Consider the following 18,896-nt stretch of genomic DNA (forward strand, 5'->3'; position numbering starts at 1 on the left):
CGGCCCCGGCACCCGCTCCGGCCCGGGTCAGGCGGGCCGCAGCCGCAGCGTGACGATCTGGAACGGCCGCAGCGCCAGCGCGAGCCCGGCCTCGCCCGTCCCCGCCTCGTGCAGCGGCCGCTCAAGCAGGTCCGTCACCTCGGCCCGCGCCACCGGGAACGACGTGCTGAGCGTGGCCGCCGCCCGCCCGCCGCGCGACTCGTAGAGCCGCACGACGACGTCGCCGCTGCGGTCGTCGGCGAGCTTCACCGACTCGACGGTCACCGCCGGGTGGTCGACGCTCACCAGCGAGGGCAGGACCGGCGCGTCGGCGACCCGCAGCGGCAGGTTGAGCGCGAGCCCCTCCGCGACCGCGTCGCCGGTCGTCGCGCCGGGCAGCAGCGCGTACGTGAACCGGTGCGCGCCCTGGTCCGTCTCCGGGTCCGGGCTGTGCGGGGCCCGCAGCAGCGTCAGACGCACGGTGGTGCCGAGCGTGCCCTCGTGCTCGGTGCGCGTCACGTCGTGGCCGTACGTCGAGTCGTTGAGCACCGCGACGCCGTACCCCTCCTCGGCGACCCGCAGCCAGCGGTGCGCGCAGATCTCGTAACGCGCCGCGTCCCAGCCGGTGTTGGCGTGCGTGGGGCGGTGCACATGGCCGAACTGGATCTCCGCGGCGGACCGTTCGGCGTGCACGTCCAGCGGGAAGGCGGCCTTGAGCACCTTCTCCGACTCCCGCCAGTCGACGTCCGTGACGATGTCGACGCGGCGGCTGCCCGCCGCGAGCCGGATCTCCTGCGTGATCCGCGAGTCCCCGAAGGCCCGCACCACCCGCACGGCGACCCGCAGCGGCCCGTCCTCCACCAGCTCCACGGACTCCGCGTCCGTCAGGTCCGTGTGCCGGCGCCGGTAGTGCTTGTCGAGGTCCCAGGCGTCGTAGTGCGTGGGGTGGTCGGGGTGCAGCTGGAGGAGGTTGCCGGGGGCCGCGAGGACCTCGCGGCCCGCGTCCAGGTCCGTCACGGAGACCAGCAGACCGGCGGCGTCGACGGTGACGCTCAGGTGCTCGTTGGTGAGCAGGATCGTGTCGCCGGTGGTGTGCGCGACCGCGCCCGGTTCGGCGCCCCGTGCCGCGTCGAGGCTCCGCGTGCCGAGCGCGGGAACGTCCACGTGCACCAGCGTGCCGTCCCCGGGGTCGACGACCTCGCCGCGGGCGTACGGCGACGCGTTCAGCACCGCGGGCCCGCCCGCGCCCAGCGCGCGCACGGCCGACGCCGTGATCTCGTCGAGCTCCGCAAGGACCCGCTCGTAGGTGTCGCGCGCCTCCCGGTGCACCCAGGCGATCGACGAGCCCGGCAGGATGTCGTGGAACTGGTGCAGCAGGACCGTCTTCCACAGCCGGTCGAGCGTGTCGTACGGATAGACGTACGCCGGATCGCGCACCGCGGCCGCCGTGCACCACAACTCCGCCTCGCGCAGCGCGTGTTCGCTGCGGCGGTTGCCGCGCTTGGTGGCCGCCTGGGTGGTGTACGTGGCGCGGTGCAGCTCCAGATACAGCTCACCGGACCAGACCGGGGCCTGCGCGCCGTACTCCTCCTCGGCCGCCGCGAAGAACGCCGACGGCTTCTCGATCTCGACGCGCGGCGACCCCTCCAGGGAGCGGAGGCGCCGCGCCCGCTCCATCATCTCGCGGGTGGGCCCGCCCCCGCCGTCGCCCCAGCCGAACGGCACCAGGGAACGGGACGCCCGCCCCTTGTCGGCGAAGTTCCGCTCCGCGTGCGCGAGTTCGGCGCCGTGGAACTGCGAGTTGTAGGTGTCCACGGGCGGGAAGTGGGTGAAGACGCGGGTGCCGTCGATGCCCTCCCACCAGAAGGTGTGGTGCGGCATCTTGTTGGACTGGTTCCAGCTCAGCTTCTGGGTGAGGAACCAGCGGACGCCCGCCAGCTTCGCCAGCTGCGGGAAGGCGGCGGTGTAGCCGAAGGAGTCCGGCAGCCAGATCTCCTCCGTCTCGACGCCGAGCTCCTCGCGGAAGAACCGCATGCCGTGCGTGATCTGCCGCGCCAGCGCCTCGCCGCCCGGCATGTTGGCGTCCGACTCCACCCACATCGAGCCCACCGGCGCCCAGTTGCCATCGGCCACCGCTTTCTTGATCCGCTCCCAGATGTGCGGCTGGTGCTCCTTCACCCAGGCGTACTGCTGGGCCTGCGAGCACGCGAAGACCAGCTCCGGATACTCCCCGGCCAGGGCCGTCACATTGGCAAAGGTGCGCGAAGCCTTGCGCACCGTCTCGCGCAGCGGCCACAGCCACGCCGAGTCGATATGCGCGTGTCCGGCTGCCGATACGCGGTGTGCGCTCGCGTGTGCGGGCCGGGCGAGGACCTCGGCGAGCTCGGCGCGGGCCGCCGCGGCCGTGCCGGACACGTCGTGCAGATCGAGGGCGTCGAGCATGTCCTCAAGAGCCCGCAGAATCTCGTGGCGACGCGGACGTTCGGCGTCCAGTTCGCGCATCAGCTCGGAAAGGACCTCGATGTCCAGCGTCAACTGCCATACGTCCTCGTCCAGTACGGCGAGATCGGCAGACGCGAATCGGTAGATCGGGCTATTGCCTGCGGTCAGTACGTCGCCGAGCGGCGTCGGCACGAAGTCGTGCAGAACGGCCGGATTGGCCGCCGCTTCGAGAAGTAGGTGCACCGGTTCGCCGCCCCGGGCGGGGGAGGCCACCGGAATATGCCGATTGCGCGGGTGAACACCCTTGAGGGGAACGCCCGCCGCGTCGTACACCAGACCCTCCGCCTGGAAACCGGGCCCCTCCCCGGTGAAGCCGGGATCGATCACCACTTCGACCCGGCTGCCCCGCCACTCCTCGGGCACCTGCCCCTGAAGCCGGAACCAACTGGTCGACCAGGGGTTTCCCCACTCCGTGCCGGTCTCGAAGGGCGCGTACTCCGCTTCGAGCGCGGCCGCGACGGGCACCGGCTCGCCCGGCGCGTGCCAGACGGAGAGGGTCAGCGGGGTGCGTCGCGCGTACTGGGCGGGGCGGATGAACTGGCGCAGCGCCCGCTCCAGGCGGCCTTCCACCAGCAGTCTGTCGTCGTGCACTCGGGGGCTCCTCGGAAGGCTCGGCGGTGGGGTCCACCGCTTCACTTCCCCCCAACCCTGCGACGCACCCCCCGTCATTGGTTGACGATTCGACAGGCGTGCCGCCACGGGCCCGGGGCATGCATCCCGTGAAGCTGTTCGAGCAGGGAGGCTGACACATCGCTTTGTGGGCGGGGGTCATGAGGAGGCAATCACGAGGGGGCGGCTCCGGGGCGATCGGGGCCTCTTCATCGAACGTACGCGACGAGAGGACCGGTGAAGCGCCGGGCGGGTCCCACAGGGGTCAGTTCACGCGCAGGCTGGGGAGAGCGGACCTGCGCGCGGTGTCCGAGGTGAGGAAGGCGCTGAGGGAGTTCCTGCGGCACTGGGGAAAACCGGGCAGGTCCGACGTGGCCGAACTCCTCACCAGTGAACTGGTCACGAACGCACTGGTGCACACCGATCACGACGCCGTCGTCACGGCGACCGTGGGCCCGCGCGGCCTGCGCGTCGAGGTGCGGGACTTCGTGGGGCGCCGCCCCGAGCCGCGGGTACCGAACGCCGACGACGGTACGAGCGGCCGGGGCCTGATTCTCGTGCAGTCCCTCGCGGACGCGTGGGGCGTGCGGACGCACGGGGTCGGAAAGGCGGTGTGGTTCGAGCTGGACGGCGGCGGCACGGCCTGAGCCCGCCGCCGCCGCGGTCAGCCGAATTGCTGCTCGAGGTCCTTCAGCTTCTGCTCCAGCGAGTCGAGCCGGGGCAGGGTCTGCGTGTCGTCCTCCGCCGTCAGGTCGACGGTGACGGGGGCGACGGGGTCGGAGCCGTCATGGCCGTCGTTCCTGACGGCCTGGAGGGAGGGACGGGAACGTACCGGCAGCTCTTCCTGCGCCGCTATGGCAGGGTCCGCGCCGACCTGCGCGGACCCCGCGGCCGGTGCGACGGCCTGCACGTCGACCTGCCGGCCGCCGCCGCGGGCGTACCCGCGGTGGCCCCGGCTGATCGCCTTGAGCCGGGCGCGCTCCAGCTTCTCCCGGTCCCGCCGGTGCAGCCGGGTGCGCTCCTTCTCGCGGCGGTCCTCGCGGACCTCCTCGACGGCCTCGTCCAGGGTGCGGACGCCTTCCAGGAGCATCAGCGACCAGGCGCCGAACGTCTCGCGGGGCGCGCGCAGCCAGCGCACGATGCGGATCTGCGGCAGGGGCCGCGGCACCAGGCCCTGCTCGCGCAGTGCCGCCCGGCGGGTCTGCTTCAGCGCGCGGTCGAAGAGCACCGCCGCGGACAGCGACATCCCGGCGAAGAACTGGGGAGCGCCCGCGTGCCCGAGGCCCCTGGGCGCGTGCACCCAGTTGAACCAGGCGGCCGCGCCGGCGAACGTCCATACGAGGAGGCGCGAGCCGAGCGCCGCGTCGCCGTGGCTGGCCTCGCGTACGGCGAGGACGGAACAGAACATGGCCGCGCCGTCCAGGCCGAACGGGACCAGGTACTCCCAGCCGCCGGTCAGGCTGAGGTTCTGCCGGCCGAAGCCGACCAGGCCGTGGAAGGAGAGCGCGGCGGCGACGGCGGCGCAGCAGAACAGCAGCACGTAGGAGGCGGTGCCATAGATGGCTTCCTTGCGTCTGCGGCGTTCCTCGCTGCGCTCCCACGAGTCGTCGCTCGCGGTTCCCTTCGCGGCTTTGTCGTGGCCTCGCTTGCCGCGCGCCAGCACCGCCACCGCCACCAGCATGCCCAGGAGCAGGACGCCGCCGGGGAGCAGCCAGTCCAGCGATATGTCGGTCAGTCTCATCTGGGGGTCCCTTGCATCGCGGTAGGGCGTATCGGGCGCCATATTGACCCAACCCGGATGGCCCTCAAGGGGTTTCGCGGCAAGAGGACGCCTTGGGGGTGCGAGGGAGCGCGGACAGCGCACTTTTGCTCGAACTCCCGGCTGGCAGCCTGGTGTTGGGTTCGATTAACCGTGCACGAAAGGGTGGTTCGGGCGGCCGCGGGGGGTCAGCTCGCCGCGGCGGCCTCGCTCAGCCGCACGATGCGCTCGGCGTCGCAGGTGCGCGGGCAGGTGACGCAGGCGTCGTCGGGGCGCAGCGTGTAGAACATGCAGCAGCTCGCCCGGTCGCGGGTCGGCAGCTTCTCGCCGTTGGGCCCCGTCAGCTCCCGGAAGCCGGCCGTGCCGACGTACGGCTTGGTGGCGCCGGGCAGCAGCCGCTCCAGCTCCGTCATCGCGCGCTCCTCCTCGCCGAGGAGGTGGGCGACGTACCAGAGGCCCTCGACGATCTCGTCCGTGGCGAGGCTCCACAGGGCGCGGGAGCGGCGCCGCATCCGGGGGCCGAAGCCGTCCAGGAGCGGCCCGAGGTGCTCGGCGACCGAGGCCCGCACCTCCGCGCGGAGCGCCTCCTCGTCCGGTACGACGCGGGCGCCGGGGAGCGTCGCGGCGGGGTCGTCGGGGAGGCAGGCGAAACCTTCCGCGCGTACGGCCAGGTGGCCCAGCGTGCGCTGGAAGGAGACGTTGGCGACCGGGAAGCGGGGGACGCGGCGGTGCAGGAACCACGGGACCGTGATGAGCAGGGTGGCCGGCCAGGCGTAGCGGTGCAGGCCGAAGCTGGCGATCACGTCGGGGCGGGCCTGCGTGCCGTAGTCCTTCAGGATCTGCGCGTCGTCCCAGGCGAGGAACGCGTCGAGGTCGGCCCCGCCCTCCGCGAGCCGGGCGGCGGTGACCCAGCCGTCGCCCTGCGGGGCCTGTTCCCCGGGGGCGAGCTCGGTGACGCGCAGTCCGGAGTACACCTCGTTGAGGCGGGCGTACGAGCCCGCTACGGCACTGGGGGCGCCCTGGAGGGGTGCGGCCAAGGTGGGTACGGACATGCGGGGGACCACCGAATCGCGATCGATAGCAGGTAAGCCTTACCTTACCCGACGTGATCGAGGTTTCAACTCCGGTCCTGTCCGCCTATGGTGCCTCTCGTACCTTTCAGAGCAGTCGCAAGCGGAGCGGACGGACGTCGTGGAGCTGGAGCAGACCGGAACGCGCGCGGTCCGGGTGCCGGAGCAGGCGGGCGCAGGGGCGCGCCGCGCCGTGCGCCGCAGTTCCGTGCGCGGACAGGTCCTGGCCGCGCTGCGGGCCGCCCTCGTCGGCGGTGAGCTCGCGCCCGGCGAGGTGTACTCGGCGCCGGTGCTCGGCGAGCGCTTCGGCGTCTCCGCGACCCCGGTCCGCGAGGCGATGCAGCAGCTGGCCACCGAGGGCGCCGTGGAGGTCGTGCCCAACCGCGGCTTCCGGGTCACCGAGCGCAGCACCCGCGAGCTGGCGGAGCTGGCCGAGGTGCGGGCGCTGATCGAGGTGCCGGTGATGCTGCGACTCGCCCGCACGGTGCCCGCGGCGCGCTGGGCCGAGCTGCGGCCGCTGGCCGAGGCCACCGTGACGGCCGCGGCCGTCGGCGACCTCGCGCGCTACGCCGAGTCCGACCGCTCCTTCCACGGCGCCGTGCTCGCCCTCTCCGGCAATCAGCAGCTCGTGCAGGTCGCGGACGACCTGCACCGCCGCTCCCAGTGGCCGCTGGCGACCGGCCCCGTGGCGGGCCGCCGCGCCGACCTGATCGCCGACGCGGCCGAACACATGGCCCTCCTCGACGCACTGGCCGCCCAGGACTTCTGCGTGGTCTCGTCCCTGGTGCAGGAGCACTTCACGGGCTCTGGCGGGTAGGGCCCGCTATACGGCGGCCGCCGGCGGCTGCAGGTGCTGGGCCAGCCAGGACGGTACGCCGCCCAGGAGGCGGAAGAGGCGGGCGGCCTCGGCGCGCAGGCGGGTGGCTTCCGGCTCCGGTTCCGCCTCCGCCAGCGCGGCGAGCGCGGGAGCCGTGCCGACCAGATAGCCGAGCTCCTCACGGATGCGCAGGGACTCCGTGAAGCCGTGCCGCGCCTCCGCCAACTCCCCGTCGCGCAGGGCGAGTCCGGCCAGGTGGCGCCAGGTGAAGGAGAGCAGCAGCGGGTCGGAGTGCGCGGTGGCGCCCGCGTGGGCCCTGCGGTAGGCGGCCTTCGCGGACTGCGGCGAGTCCGCGATGTGTTCGGCGATCAGGCCGCGGCGGAAGTCGAGCAAGGGCCGGCCGGGAGCGTTCGGGGCGAGCAGTGCGGCCGCCCTGCCGAGCGCCGTACGGGCCTCGTCGGCCCGGTCGCGTACTCCCAACACCGTCGAGGCGTAAGCCAGTTGGCCCCGCTCGCAGGCCGCGGCGCCCCGGTCGTCGTCGTTCTCGGCGAGGGCCTCCGCGGTCCGCAGGACGTCCTCCGCCTCACCCCAGCCGTCCCCCGTGAACAGGCACCGCTCGACGAGGAGGGCCGCCCTCTGAAGTGCCGCCGCGGCCCCTGCCCGAGAGGCGAGCAGCGCCGCAGCGTCGGTCCAGCAGCCGCGCGAGCGCAGCCGCCATACCGCGGTCTGGAGTGGATCGTGCTCTGCATTCGTTCCGGTACCAGACATGGCGGTATGCGCCACGTTGCCCTCCCCGAGCACACCATTGAGCTGTTGAGTCGTGGGCGAATCTCAGCATGGATCGCGGCGCCCGGCCAAGGGGTCGGGTGAAAGAATTCACAAAGGGCGGGCAAGGAAACGTACCCGGCCCGGCCGGCGGCTCCTCCCCGCAGGCCGGGCCTTCGCCGGATTCCCTCAGCTCATCCGCAGGGCGAGGAAGAAATCGAGCTTGTCCTCCAGGCGCGAGAGGTCACGACCCGTCAACTGCTCGATGCGGCCCACCCGGTAGCGCAACGTGTTGACGTGGAGGTGCAGCCGCGCGGCGCAGCGCGTCCACGAACCGTCGCAGTCGAGGAACGCCTCCAGGGTCGGGATGAGCTCGGCGCGGTGGCGCTGGTCGTACTCCCGCAGCGGGTCCAGGAGCCGCGCGGTGAACGCCCGGCGCACGTCGTCCGGCACGAAGGGCAGCAGCAGCACGTGCGAGGCCAGCTCCTGGTGCCCCGCCGCGCAGACCCGGCCCGGACGGGCGGCGGCGACCCGGCGGGCGTGCCGCGCCTCCTCCAGGGCGCCGCGCAGCCCCTCCGCCGAGTGCACGGAGGCGCTGACGCCCAGCGTGAGGCGGCCGTCGCCGTCGAGACCCGCCGACAGCGGGTCGTGGACGGAGGCGAGGAGCGCGTCCGCGAGCAGACCCGTCTCCGAGCCGTCGTGCTCGCCGGCGATCGCGGGCAGCGGCACGAGGGCGATCGCCTCGTCACCGGTGTGCGCGACCGCGATCCGGTCGGACGGCTCGGGGCCCGCAGCGCGGGGGTCGACGAGGATCTCCTCCAGGAGCGACTGGGCGACCGGGCCGCCGTCGATCTCCCCGCCCTCCCACTCCACCCGGGCCACCACGACCTGCCAGTGCGGGGCCGCGCCGAGCCCCGGCAGCAGCACCGGCGCGGCGACGCGGAGCCGGGCCGCGATCTCCGCGGGCGCCGCGCCCGTCTGCACCAGCTCGAGGACCTCCTGGGCGAGGCGGCGGCGCACCGTGCGGGCCGCGTCGCGCCGGTCGCGCTCCACGGCGATCAGCTGCGTCACGCCCTGGAGCAGGTCGAGCCGCTCCTCGGGCCAGTCGCCCGCGTCGGCCTCGACCGCGAGGACCCAGTCGGAGAGCACCGACTCGCGCACGTCCCGCGACGCGCCGGCCGTGCCGCGCCCACTGGTCCGAATGGGGAACAGCGAGTACGTCACGGAGTCCACCGTGACGCGGTGCGGGCCGCGCCGGCCCGTCCGGACGGCCGCCAGGTGCTCCCCGGCGAGGCGCGCGCAGAGCGGCGCCGGCAGGGCGGTCCCCGCCGCGCTCGACCCGGCGATCACGCGCCCGGCGGGGGAGAGCACCCAGGCCCGCAGGTCCAGGTCGGTGCCGAGCAGGTCGAGGACGACGTCGGGGCCGCCGCCCGCCGGACCCGACGTCATCAGGCGCCGGTGCCGGTCGACGACGGCCGCCAGGTCCCCGGCGCGCTCGCCGGAGACCTGCCGTACGACGTGTTCGGTGATCGTCGCGAAGGCCACCGACTCGTTGACCGCGAAGAGCGGGAGCCGGTGCCGGGCGCAGGCCTGCACGATGTCGTCGGGGATGTCGCCGAGCTCGGCCTCGCCGGCGGCCAGCGCCGCGACCCCGGCGCTCGCGAGGATCCGCACGAAGGGTTCCGTGTCCGAGGCGTCGCGGCGCCAGGCGAGGCCGGTGAGGACCAGCTCGCCGCCCGCCAGATAGCGGCTGGGGTCCCGCAGGTCCGTGGTCATCACACCGCGCACGGTGCGGTCCAGCTCGTCCTCGCCGCCGAGCAGCCGCAGGCCCAGCGCGTCGGTGTCAAGGAGTGCGCGCAGCCGCATGGTGTCGTCGCCGCCGATCTGTCTCGAATGGTGTGTACAAACATGTGCGCTCTGTAGCGCCGGGTCCCCGTGCCGCCGTGCGTCTCCCGTTTCCCGGGGGAATCCGCGAGGTTACTGGGGCCCGTTCTTCATACGAATCTACAAGACGCGCGGCTTGGCCAGCCAACTCCTTCATGGTTTCGGTGACTGACCCCATCGGACGACCGGGCGGTGTACTTGCCCCACTCCGCGTTAACAGCACATGAACGAGCAGTCGAGGGACGAACGGCCCGAGTGGCCGGAACGGAATCCTCCCGTCCCCCGAAGCGAACGACCCTCGATACGAAGAAGAGAGCCTCATGGACTTCCTTCGCCCCGCCAGCTGGGAGGAGGCGCTCGCCGCCAAGGCCGAGCACCCCACGGCTGTGCCGATTGCGGGTGGCACCGACGTGATGGTCGAGATCAACTTCGACCACCGTCGTCCCGAGTACCTGCTTGACCTCAACCGCATCGTCGAGCTGCGCGAGTGGGAGGTGGGCGAGGAGACGGTCCGGCTGGGCGCCTCCGTCCCGTACACCCAGATCATGGAGGAGCTCCGTGCCGAGCTCCCGGGCCTCGCGCTCGCCGCGCACACCGTGGCCTCCCCGCAGATCCGCAACCGCGGCGGCGTCGGCGGCAACCTGGGCACGGCCTCCCCGGCCGGCGACGCCCACCCGGCCCTGCTGGCCGCCGACTGCGAGGTCGAGGTGGAGTCCGTGCGGGGTTCCCGCCTGATCCCGATCGACGACTTCTACACCGGCGTGAAGCGCAACGCCCTCGCCGCGGACGAGCTGATCAAGTCCGTCCACATCAAGAAGGCGGACGGGCCGCAGCAGTACTCGAAGGTCGGCACCCGCAACGCCATGGTCATCGCGGTGTGCGCCTTCGGCATCGCGCTGCACCCCGAGACCCGGACGGTACGGACCGGCATCGGCTCCGCCGCCCCCACCCCCATCCGGGCGAAGGCGGCCGAGGAATTCCTGAACGCGGCGCTCGAAGAGGGCGGCTTCTGGGAGAGCAAGAAGATCATCACCCCCTCGATCGCCAAGCAGTTCGCGGAGCTCGCCTCCGGAGCCGCCAACCCGATCGACGACGTGCGCGGCACGGCGAACTACCGCCGCCACGCCGTCGGCATCATGGCCCGCCGCACGCTCGGCTGGACCTGGGAGTCGTACCGCGGCGAGGGCCGCAGCACTGAGGGAGTCGCATAATGCGCGTGAACTTCACGGTCAACGGCCGTCAGCAGGAAGCGGACGACGTGTGGGAGGGCGAGTCCCTTCTCTACGTGCTGCGTGAGCGCATGGGCCTGCCGGGCTCCAAGAACGCCTGCGAGCAGGGCGAGTGCGGTTCCTGCACCGTCCGGCTCGACGGCGTGCCGGTCTGTTCGTGTCTGGTCGCGGCCGGTCAGGTGGAGGGCCGCGAGGTCACCACCGTCGAGGGCCTCGCCGACTACGCGAAGCACCGCGCCGACGTCCACCCCGGCGGCGGCTGCGTCTCCGGCGCCTCCGGCGCCTGCGGCACCTCCCTCCAGGACGCCCAGAACTGGAGCGCCAAGGGCCAGGACTCGCAGACCGGCGAGGGTGCCGAACTCTCCCCGATCCAGCAGGCGTTCATCGACGCCGGCGCCGTCCAGTGCGGCTTCTGCACCCCCGGCCTGCTCGTCGCGGCCGACGAGCTCCTGGAGCGCAACGACACGCCGTCCGACGCGGACATCCGCGAGGCGCTCTCCGGCAACCTCTGCCGCTGCACCGGTTACGAGAAGATCCTGGACGCGGTCCGCCTGGCCGCGGCCCGTCAGGGAGAGGCGGTCTGACATGGCTGGCACCACCACCGGCATCCCCGCCAACGTCACCCAGGGTTCGCAGACCAAGGGCGGCGTCGGCGAGTCGATGCTGCGCCCCGACGGCACCCTGAAGGTCACCGGCGAGTTCGCCTACTCCTCGGACATGTGGCACGAGGAGATGATCTGGGGCCAGGCCCTGCGCTCCACGGTCGCGCACGCCGAGATCGTGTCGATCGACACCTCCGAGGCGCTGGCCCTGTCCGGCGTCTACGCCGTCCTGACCGCCGACGACCTGCCGGCCGCCAAGAACTACGGCATGGAGTACCAGGACACCCCCGTCCTCGCCTACGGCAAGGTCCGCCACCACGGCGAGCCGGTGGCCCTCGTGGCCGCCGACCATCCGGAGACCGCGCGCCGCGCCGCCGCGAAGATCAAGGTCGAGTACCGGGAGCTGCCGGTCATCACGGACGAGGCGTCCGCGACCGCCCCCGACGCGGTCCTGGTCCACGAGAACCGCGGCGACCACCACGCCGCCCACTCCCCGCACCCGAACATCGTGCACCGCCAGCCGATCATCCGCGGCAACGCCGCCGAGGCCGCCAAGAAGGCCGATGTGATCGTCAAGGGGGAGTACACCTTCGGCATGCAGGACCAGGCCTTCCTCGGCCCGGAGTCCGGCCTCGCCGTGCCCGCCGAGGACGGCGGCGTCGACCTCTACGTGGCCACCCAGTGGCTGCACTCCGACCTCAAGCAGATCGCCCCGTGCCTCGGCCTCCCCGAGGACAAGGTGCGCATGACGATGGCCGGGATCGGCGGCGCGTTCGGCGGCCGCGAGGACATCTCGATGCAGATCCTCGCCTCCGTGCTCGCGCTGCGCACGGGCAAGCCCGTGAAGATGGTCTACAACCGGTACGAGTCGTTCTTCGGCCACGTCCACCGGCACCCGGCGAAGCTCTACTACGAGCACGGCGCCACCAAGGACGGCAAGCTCACGCACATGAAGTGCAAGATCGTCCTGGACGGCGGCGCCTACATGTCGTCGACCCCGTCGGTCGTCGGCAACGCCTCGTCCCTCTCGGTCGGCCCGTACGTCGTCGACGACGTGGAGATCGAGGCGATCGGCCTCTACACCAACAACCCGCCCTGCGGCGCGATGCGCGGCTTCGGCGCGGTCCAGGCGTGCTTCGCGTACGAGGCGCAGATGGACAAGGTCGCCGCGAAGCTGGGCATGGACCCGGTGGCGTTCCGGCAGAAGAATGCGATGGAGCAGGGCACGATCATGCCGACCGGGCAGCCGGTCGACTCGCCCGCCCCGGTCGCCGAGCTCCTGCGCCGCGTCAAGGCCCGCCCAATGCCGCCCGAGCGCCAGTGGGAGTCCAGTGAGGGCGCCGACGTCCGCGCGCTGCCCGGCGGTCTCTCCAACACCACGCACGGCGAGGGCGTCGTCCGCGGTGTCGGCTACGCGGTCGGCATCAAGAACGTCGGCTTCTCCGAGGGCTTCGACGACTACTCGACCGCCAAGGTGCGCATCGAGGTCATCAACGGCGAGCCCGTCGCCACGGTCCACACCGCCGCGGCGGAGGTCGGCCAGGGCGGCGTCACCATCCACGCGCAGATCGCCCGCACCGAGCTCGGCGTCCAGCAGGTCACCATCGCCCCCGCCGACACCCAGGTGGGCTCGGCCGGTTCGACCTCCGCGGGCCGCCAGACGTATATGACCGGCGGCGCCATCAAGAACTCCTGCGAGATCGTCCGCGAGAAGGTCCTGGAGATCGGCCGGCGCAAGTTCGGCTCGTACCACCCGGCGTGGGCCAACGCCGAACTCCTCCTGGAGGGCGGCAAGGTCGTCACCGACGGCGGCGAGGTCCTCACCACCCTCGTGGAGGTCCTGGAGGACGAGGCCGTCGAGGTCGAGGAGGAGTTCAGGCACCGCCCCACCGAGGCCTTCGACCTGCGCACCGGACAGGGCAACGGCCACGTCCAGTACGCCTTCGCCGCGCACCGCGCGGTCGTCGAGGTCGACACCGAGCTCGGCCTCGTCAAGGTCATCGAACTGGCCTGCGCCCAGGACGTCGGCAAGGCGGTCAACCCGCTCTCCGTCATCGGCCAGATCCAGGGCGGCACCACCCAGGGCCTCGGCGTCGCGGTGATGGAGGAGATCATCGTCGACCCGAAGACCGCGAAGGTGAAGAACCCCTCCTTCACGGACTACCTGCTCCCGACGATCCTCGACACCCCGACCATCCCGGTCGACTACCTCGAGCTGGCCGACCCGCACGCCCCCTACGGCGTACGCGGCATCGGCGAGGCCCCCACCCTCTCCTCGACCCCGGCGGTCCTCGCGGCCATCCGCGCGGCCACGGGCCTGGAGCTCAACAAGACGCCGGTGCGCCCCGAGCACCTCACCGGCACGTGATCCCGCCGCGGAGCTGATCCCCCCGCTCGGGGATCAGCACAAGTTCTCCGAGCGGTGTGTGCCCGCCAGGAACGTCACACTTCCCGCCGCCCACACCGCTCGGAGCCCCAACTCCCCTCTCCCCGAGGGAGATGTCGTTCGTCTCGGGCCGTCCCCCGGGTCGTGCAGCCAACGCACCATCCCAAATCCCGCAACTCTGCGGGTGCCCCTGTGAACCTTGGGAGTAGGCACCATGACCCAGTCGTCAGTGGAGCCGAAGACCACCGCAGAGGACGCGGGCTCCGGCTCACGCGTCCCGGCCGGCAGGTCTTGGCTCGACCGGTACTTTCACATATCCCGGAGAGGATCCACGGTCGCGCGCGAGGTGCGCGGCGGAATCACCACCTTCATGGCGATGGCGTACATCGTCCTGCTCAACCCCCTGATCCTGTCCGGCAAGGACGCCGCGGGCGACACCCTCGGCCAGAAGGCCGTGATCACCGCGACGGCGCTCGCCGCCGCGGTCACCACGCTCCTCATGGGCTTCGTCGGCAAGGTGCCGCTGGCCCTGGCCGCCGGACTCTCCGTGTCCGGTGTGATCTCCTCGCAGGTCGCGCCCGAGATGACCTGGCCGCAGGCCATGGGCATGTGCGTGATGTACGGCGTGGTGATCATGCTTCTCGTGGTCACCGGGCTGCGCGAGATGATCATGAACGCGATCCCGCTCGCCCTCAAGCACGGCATCACCATGGGCATCGGCCTGTTCATCGCCATCATCGGCCTCGTCAAGGGCGGCTTCGTGCACCCCGGCAAGGCCACCCCGCTCTCCCTCGGCCCCGCCGGTGAACTCTCCGGCTGGCCCGTCCTGCTCTTCGCGGGCACCCTGCTCCTCATCTTCATGCTGCAGGCGCGCAACACCCCCGGCGCGATCCTGATCGGCATCGTCACCGGCACCCTGATCGCCGTCGTACTCAACGCACTCGACGTGATCGACCCCAAGCAGTGGGCGAACGGCGCCCCCGAACTGCACGGCAGCGCGGTCTCGTCGCCCGACTTCTCGCTCATCGGCGAGGTCGAGTTCGGCGGCTGGGGCGAGGTCGGCGCGATGACCGTCGGCATGATCGTCTTCACGCTCGTGCTCGCCGGGTTCTTCGACGCGATGGCCACCATCATCGGCGTCGGCACCGAGGCCAACCTCGCCGACGAGAAGGGCCGCATGCCGGGCCTCTCCAAGGCGCTGTTCATCGACGGCGCCGGCGGTGCCATCGGCGGCGTGGCGGGCGGCTCCGGCCAGACCGTCTTCGTCGAGTCCGCGACCGGCGTCGGCGAAGGCGCCCGCACCGGCCTCGCCTCCGTCGTCACCGGTCTCTTCTTCGCGGCCTGCCTCTTCTTCACGCCGCTCACCGCGATCGTGCCCCAGGAGGTCGCCTCCGCCGCGCTCGTCGTCATCGGAGCGATGATGATGATGAACGCCCGGCACGTCGACTGGGCCGACCGCGCCACCGCCATCCCGGTCTTCCTGACCGTCGTGCTCATGCCCTTCACGTACACCATCACCACCGGTGTCGCGGCGGGCGTCATCTCCTGGGTCGCCATCAAGGTCGCCCAGGGGAAGGCCCGCGAGATCGGCGCCTTCATGTGGGGCCTGACGGTGATCTTCATCGTCTACTTCGCCCTCAACCCCATCGAGAGCTGGCTGGGCGTCCACTGAGGCGCTGAGCCCTCCGCACACCCGTAGAGCCCCGAGCTCTGTGAGCCCTGAGGAGGCCGACATGCTGGACATCGCCGACGAGCTGAACCGGTGGGTCGGGCAAGGACGTGACTTCGCCGTCGCCACCGTGGTGGCGGTCGGCGGCAGCGCGCCCCGGCAGCCGGGCGCCGCGCTCGCCGTCGACAGCGAGGGCACGGCGATCGGCTCGGTCTCCGGCGGATGTGTGGAGGGCGCCGTCTACGAACTGTGCCGGCAGTCCCTGGAGGACGGCGAGACCGTCGTCGAACGCTTCGGCTACAGCGACGACGACGCCTTCGCCGTGGGCCTGACCTGCGGCGGCGTCATCGACATCCTCGTCACCCCGGTCCGCGCGGACGCCCCGGCCAGGACGGTGTTCGCCGCCGCCCTCGCCGCCGCATCCGCGGGGGAGGCGGCAGCCGTCGCCCGCGTCACGTCCGGGCCCGCCGGACTTCTCGGCCGCGCCCTCCTCGTACGCCCATCGGGGGAGTACGAGGGCGGGCTCGGCGGCCACCCCGAGCTGGACCGCACGGTGGCGGGGGAGGCCCGCGCCCTGCTCGACGCGGGCCGCACCGCGACCGTGGAGATCGGCGAGGACGGCTCCCGGTGCGGGAGTCCGCTGGTCGTCCTCGTCGAGTCGAGCGTCCCGCCGCCCCGCATGATCGTGTTCGGCGCGATCGACTTCGCGTCGGCGCTGGTACGGATGGGCAAGTTCCTCGGCTACCACGTCACCGTGTGCGACGCCCGCCCCGTCTTCGCCACCCCCACCCGCTTCCCCGACGCCGACGACATCGTCGTCGACTGGCCGCACCGCTACCTGGAGCGCACCGAGGTCGACGGCCGCACCGTCCTGTGCGTCCTGACCCACGACGCCAAGTTCGACGTCCCGCTGCTGCGGCTCGCCCTGCGCCTCCCCGTCGCCTACGTCGGCGCGATGGGCTCGCGCCGCACCCACGAGGACCGCAACGCCCGCCTGCGCGAGGTCGGCGTCACCGAACTCGAACTGGCCCGCCTGCGCTCGCCCATCGGCCTCGACCTGGGCGCCCGTACGCCCGAGGAGACGGCCCTTTCGATCGCCTCGGAGATCGTCGCGAACCGCCGCGGCGGCAGCGGAACCTCCCTCACCGGCGCCCACACGCCCATCCATCACGACGGGTCACGCCGGCCTTCGGGCCGCATCGGCTCCGTCGCCTGAAAGGCTTTTTCGCCGGTCGGCGATCAGGATGCGAGGAGCCCGTCCACCGCGCGGCCGAACACCCGCCGGGACACCGCCGACAGCGTCCCGTCGCACAGCGCGGGCAGCCACCGCACGCGGAGGTCCTCCCGCCACACCACCGCGGAGCCCCCGGCGCCGGGGTAGACCTCGATCTCGGCCCAGCCCGTCATGAACGACCCCCGCTTCTCCAGCCGGCACCGCCCGGCCGATGTGCCCTTTGGCGGGCTCCAGTCGACGACCTCCATGACGTCGTCGAAGCCGGCGGGGCCGAGCGCGCTGCGTGCGACGAAGACCGTGCCCGCGTGGGTGGGCGGGGGAGTCCGGACCGTGATGCGGGTGAGCGGGACGACGTCGGCGTGCCGCTCCCACGTGGTCAGCCGGCGCCACGTCTCGGCGGCGGACAGGGGCGTGTCTCGGGTGATCTGGAAGATGGCCACACCCCGAGCGTGCCACGTGGTCTAGCGGTAGATCTTGCCCGGCTCGGCCTTGCCCGGCGCGAGGAGCTGGGACACCGTCACGAAGACGTATCCGCGCTTCTTGAGCTCGGTGATGACGCCGGGGACGGCCGGCACCGTGCCCTTGTAGATGTCGTGCAGCAGGATGATGCCGTCCCGCTTCGTCTGGTCGACGACGCGCTTCTGGATCAGCTTCGAGTCGTTGGTCGTGTAGTCCTTCGCCGTGACGGTCCACAGGACCTCCGAGAGGCCGAGCTCCTTGGAGATCTTGTTGACGTCGTCGTTGGTGCGGCCCTGCGGCGGGCGCATCAGCGTCGGCTTCTTGCCGATGAGCTTCTCGATCGCGTCGTTGGGGCGCTCCAGCTCGCGGCGCGCCTCCTTCGGGCCGATCTTCGTGAGGATCTTGTGCGACCAGGTGTGGCTGGCCACCTCGTGCCCCTCGGCGTCCATCTGCTTCACGAGCTCGGGGTACTTCTCTATGTGGTTCTTGCCGAGCGTGAAGAAGGTGGCGGGGACCTGCTCCTCCTTGAGGATTCTGAGCAGTCTGGGCGTGTTCTCGCTGGGCCCCGCGTCGAAGGTCAGCGCCACGCACTTGGCCTTGCGGCAGTCGACGGTGCCGAACTTCCCCTGCTCCGCGGCCTTCGCGTCCGCCGCGCCGTTGCGCACGGAGCTGGGCGACGTGGTGTCGAGCTTGGTGCACCCGGTCAGCGCGAGGGCGAGAGCCGCCCCCGCCGCGAGGACGGGGGCGGTGCGACGCAACCTCTTGGCCGAGCGCGTCGTCTTGATGGCGGAAGGCATGTTCACGGCGGACATGTCAGCACTATACACCGGGCGTATACACCCCGTTTATAGTGGCCTGCCTGGTGCGTGGGCCTGCCTGGTGCTCCTGCTAGACGGGGATCACCCGGATCGACGGATGGATGGCCGTGTTCAGGTACAGCCGTTCCTTCTTGTTCTCCTGCTCCAGCTCCATCACGAGCCGGTACCGGTACAGGCCGGGCTTCGCGGTGCTCATGACCGTGCCGGCCCAGTAGTAGTAGACCGGCGTGTACTTGTCCCGCATCCGGTCCGGCATCCCGTAGATCTTCAGCTCGTTGAAGATCCGCCGCTCCGCCACGTCCTCCTCGTCACCCAGCTCGGTGTCGAGGAACACGATGTTGTTGATCTTCGGCATGGGCGGCCAGGTGCCGTCCAGACGCTTCTCCATGTCGATCGGGCGGACGATCCAGTTGATCACCTGCCCCTGCTTGCACACCGTCTCCAGCGACGACGTGCCCTGCCCCTTGCCGCCGATGCTGTTGTCCATCATGTACATCGCGTCGCTCAGCGAACCCGTCGCCGTCGCCCGCTCCATGTTGATGAGCGTCACGATGTTGAGCTGGACCGAGTTCAGCTGGCCGGGGTTCTGCTTCTCCACGCCACCGCGCGTAGTGGTGCTCACCCGTTCCTCCTTCGCGTACGCCGTCATGACTGGTCCCTAGCCGACGAGGGACGACGACAGGGTGGTGGTGATCGGCTCGTCCCTCGTGCCCAGCTTGAACCTGATCTGGTACGTGAACGTCCCCGGATCCGTCTTCTTGACCGTGCCGATCCAGTACGAGACGTCGGTGCCGGGGTACACCTTCCGCTCCGGCTCGCAGATCTCGTGGTCGATCACGATGTCCTCGATGGACACGTACGCCTCGCACTCCAGCGCCAGACAGTTCCACAGCAGCCGGTCGCCGCGCTTGACCTTGGTCAGCAGCTCCTCCGTGCCGAACCCGGTCGATCCGCCGACGCGGTTCGTGTCGTACATGTACAGATGGCCGTCCATGTTGCCGGCCGCCAGGGCGCCCACGCAGTCCACGACGGCGGTGATCGAGATCGGCCGCTTCACCGCGGGCTCCCGCGGCTTCGATTTGGTCGTCATCAGGTCCTCCTCCTCGTCCGGTGG

Annotated in this window: 16 protein-coding genes; 7 read left to right on the top strand and 9 right to left on the bottom strand. The window is 71.6% G+C overall.

The genetic code is table 11. From position 1 onward, the window contains the following. Window positions 1-27: 27 nt before the first annotated feature. Window positions 28-3,072, bottom strand: coding sequence for an alpha-mannosidase (locus ACI2L3_RS33745; protein WP_404756218.1), 3,045 nt, complete (start codon window positions 3,070-3,072; stop codon window positions 28-30). Between the two features lie 179 nt (window positions 3,073-3,251). Between ACI2L3_RS33745 and ACI2L3_RS33750 the strand changes: the two genes are divergently transcribed. Then, window positions 3,252-3,737 carry an ATP-binding protein gene (locus ACI2L3_RS33750; RefSeq protein ID WP_404756219.1) on the top strand — a complete coding sequence of 162 codons (486 nt, stop codon included), beginning with the start codon at window positions 3,252-3,254 and terminating at the stop codon, window positions 3,735-3,737. A 17-nt stretch (window positions 3,738-3,754) separates the two neighbouring features. Here ACI2L3_RS33750 and ACI2L3_RS33755 read toward each other — a convergent pair whose 3' ends face one another. Together ACI2L3_RS33755 and ACI2L3_RS33760 are read right to left on the bottom strand one after the other, a co-directional pair. Then, window positions 3,755-4,831 carry a DUF2637 domain-containing protein gene (locus ACI2L3_RS33755; protein WP_404756220.1) on the bottom strand — a complete coding sequence of 359 codons (1,077 nt, stop codon included), beginning with the start codon at window positions 4,829-4,831 and terminating at the stop codon, window positions 3,755-3,757. Window positions 4,832-5,037: 206 nt separating this feature from the next. Beyond that, entirely contained in the window at window positions 5,038-5,901 is an 864-nt protein-coding gene (locus ACI2L3_RS33760) for a (2Fe-2S)-binding protein (RefSeq protein WP_404756221.1), read from the bottom strand. 145 nt (window positions 5,902-6,046) lie between these two features. On the opposite strand from ACI2L3_RS33760, the gene ACI2L3_RS33765 reads away from it, so the two are divergent. After that, window positions 6,047-6,736, top strand: a complete 690-nt coding sequence (locus ACI2L3_RS33765) for a GntR family transcriptional regulator (protein ID WP_404756272.1) — start codon at window positions 6,047-6,049, stop codon at window positions 6,734-6,736. Window positions 6,737-6,742: 6 nt separating this feature from the next. Here the strand turns inward: ACI2L3_RS33765 and ACI2L3_RS33770 are convergent, their stop codons facing one another. Both ACI2L3_RS33770 and ACI2L3_RS33775 read right to left on the bottom strand, forming a co-directional pair. Continuing rightward, complete coding sequence (locus tag ACI2L3_RS33770) at window positions 6,743-7,504, bottom strand: hypothetical protein (RefSeq protein ID WP_404756222.1); 762 nt, start codon at window positions 7,502-7,504, stop codon at window positions 6,743-6,745. A gap of 186 nt (window positions 7,505-7,690) precedes the next feature. Continuing rightward, entirely contained in the window at window positions 7,691-9,367 is a 1,677-nt protein-coding gene (locus tag ACI2L3_RS33775) for a PucR family transcriptional regulator (RefSeq protein WP_404756223.1), read from the bottom strand. Window positions 9,368-9,705: 338 nt separating this feature from the next. Between ACI2L3_RS33775 and ACI2L3_RS33780 the strand changes: the two genes are divergently transcribed. From ACI2L3_RS33780 to ACI2L3_RS33800, 5 genes are all read left to right on the top strand, one after another. Further along, a complete protein-coding gene (locus ACI2L3_RS33780; protein WP_404756224.1) occupies window positions 9,706-10,596 on the top strand; it encodes an FAD binding domain-containing protein in 891 nt (296 codons plus the stop codon). Then, window positions 10,596-11,198 (top strand): (2Fe-2S)-binding protein, encoded by a 603-nt coding sequence (locus tag ACI2L3_RS33785; protein WP_404756225.1) that lies wholly within the window; start codon window positions 10,596-10,598, stop codon window positions 11,196-11,198. Before ACI2L3_RS33780 ends, ACI2L3_RS33785 begins: the two co-directional genes overlap by 1 nt. Window position 11,199: 1 nt before the next feature. Beyond that, complete coding sequence (locus ACI2L3_RS33790) at window positions 11,200-13,584, top strand: xanthine dehydrogenase family protein molybdopterin-binding subunit (RefSeq protein WP_404756226.1); 2,385 nt, start codon at window positions 11,200-11,202, stop codon at window positions 13,582-13,584. Between the two features lie 232 nt (window positions 13,585-13,816). Then, window positions 13,817-15,274, top strand: coding sequence for an NCS2 family permease (locus ACI2L3_RS33795; RefSeq protein ID WP_404756227.1), 1,458 nt, complete (start codon window positions 13,817-13,819; stop codon window positions 15,272-15,274). Between the two features lie 61 nt (window positions 15,275-15,335). Beyond that, the gene (locus ACI2L3_RS33800; RefSeq protein WP_404756228.1) at window positions 15,336-16,487 is read left to right on the top strand and encodes an XdhC family protein; all 1,152 of its coding nucleotides are present in this window, start codon (window positions 15,336-15,338) and stop codon (window positions 16,485-16,487) included. Window positions 16,488-16,510: 23 nt separating this feature from the next. Here ACI2L3_RS33800 and ACI2L3_RS33805 read toward each other — a convergent pair whose 3' ends face one another. The 4 genes from ACI2L3_RS33805 to ACI2L3_RS33820 all read right to left on the bottom strand — a co-directional run bounded on the left by ACI2L3_RS33805 (window position 16,511) and on the right by ACI2L3_RS33820 (window position 18,872). Beyond that, entirely contained in the window at window positions 16,511-16,945 is a 435-nt protein-coding gene (locus tag ACI2L3_RS33805; RefSeq protein WP_404756229.1) for an SRPBCC family protein, read from the bottom strand. A 21-nt stretch (window positions 16,946-16,966) separates the two neighbouring features. Beyond that, window positions 16,967-17,776: a polysaccharide deacetylase family protein gene (locus ACI2L3_RS33810; RefSeq protein ID WP_404756230.1), complete on the bottom strand. Its 810-nt coding sequence runs from the start codon at window positions 17,774-17,776 to the stop codon at window positions 16,967-16,969. Window positions 17,777-17,852: 76 nt separating this feature from the next. Next, the gene (locus ACI2L3_RS33815) at window positions 17,853-18,404 is read right to left on the bottom strand and encodes a hypothetical protein (protein ID WP_404756231.1); all 552 of its coding nucleotides are present in this window, start codon (window positions 18,402-18,404) and stop codon (window positions 17,853-17,855) included. A 36-nt stretch (window positions 18,405-18,440) separates the two neighbouring features. After that, window positions 18,441-18,872, bottom strand: a complete 432-nt coding sequence (locus ACI2L3_RS33820; RefSeq protein ID WP_404756232.1) for a hypothetical protein — start codon at window positions 18,870-18,872, stop codon at window positions 18,441-18,443. Between the last annotated feature and the right edge of the window lie 24 nt (window positions 18,873-18,896).

Source organism: Streptomyces sp. NPDC029674 (genome assembly GCF_044903205.1).
Classification (GTDB): Bacteria; Actinomycetota; Actinomycetes; order Streptomycetales; family Streptomycetaceae; genus Streptomyces.

Excerpts from the sequence above, each read along its gene's own strand:
- ACI2L3_RS33775 (WP_404756223.1), bottom strand. The coding sequence starts at position 9,367 with ATGCGGCTGCGCGCACTCCTTGACACCGACGCGCTGGGCCTGCGGCTG.
- ACI2L3_RS33795 (WP_404756227.1), top strand. The coding sequence starts at position 13,817 with ATGACCCAGTCGTCAGTGGAGCCGAAGACCACCGCAGAGGACGCGGGC.
- ACI2L3_RS33755 (WP_404756220.1), bottom strand. The coding sequence starts at position 4,831 with ATGAGACTGACCGACATATCGCTGGACTGGCTGCTCCCCGGCGGCGTC.
- ACI2L3_RS33780 (WP_404756224.1), top strand. The coding sequence starts at position 9,706 with ATGGACTTCCTTCGCCCCGCCAGCTGGGAGGAGGCGCTCGCCGCCAAG.
- ACI2L3_RS33790 (WP_404756226.1), top strand. The coding sequence starts at position 11,200 with ATGGCTGGCACCACCACCGGCATCCCCGCCAACGTCACCCAGGGTTCG.
- ACI2L3_RS33820 (WP_404756232.1), bottom strand. The coding sequence starts at position 18,872 with ATGACGACCAAATCGAAGCCGCGGGAGCCCGCGGTGAAGCGGCCGATC.
- ACI2L3_RS33785 (WP_404756225.1), top strand. The coding sequence starts at position 10,596 with ATGCGCGTGAACTTCACGGTCAACGGCCGTCAGCAGGAAGCGGACGAC.
- ACI2L3_RS33810 (WP_404756230.1), bottom strand. The coding sequence starts at position 17,776 with ATGTCCGCCGTGAACATGCCTTCCGCCATCAAGACGACGCGCTCGGCC.
- ACI2L3_RS33750 (WP_404756219.1), top strand. The coding sequence starts at position 3,252 with ATGAGGAGGCAATCACGAGGGGGCGGCTCCGGGGCGATCGGGGCCTCT.
- ACI2L3_RS33800 (WP_404756228.1), top strand. The coding sequence starts at position 15,336 with ATGCTGGACATCGCCGACGAGCTGAACCGGTGGGTCGGGCAAGGACGT.
- ACI2L3_RS33770 (WP_404756222.1), bottom strand. The coding sequence starts at position 7,504 with ATGTCTGGTACCGGAACGAATGCAGAGCACGATCCACTCCAGACCGCG.
- ACI2L3_RS33760 (WP_404756221.1), bottom strand. The coding sequence starts at position 5,901 with ATGTCCGTACCCACCTTGGCCGCACCCCTCCAGGGCGCCCCCAGTGCC.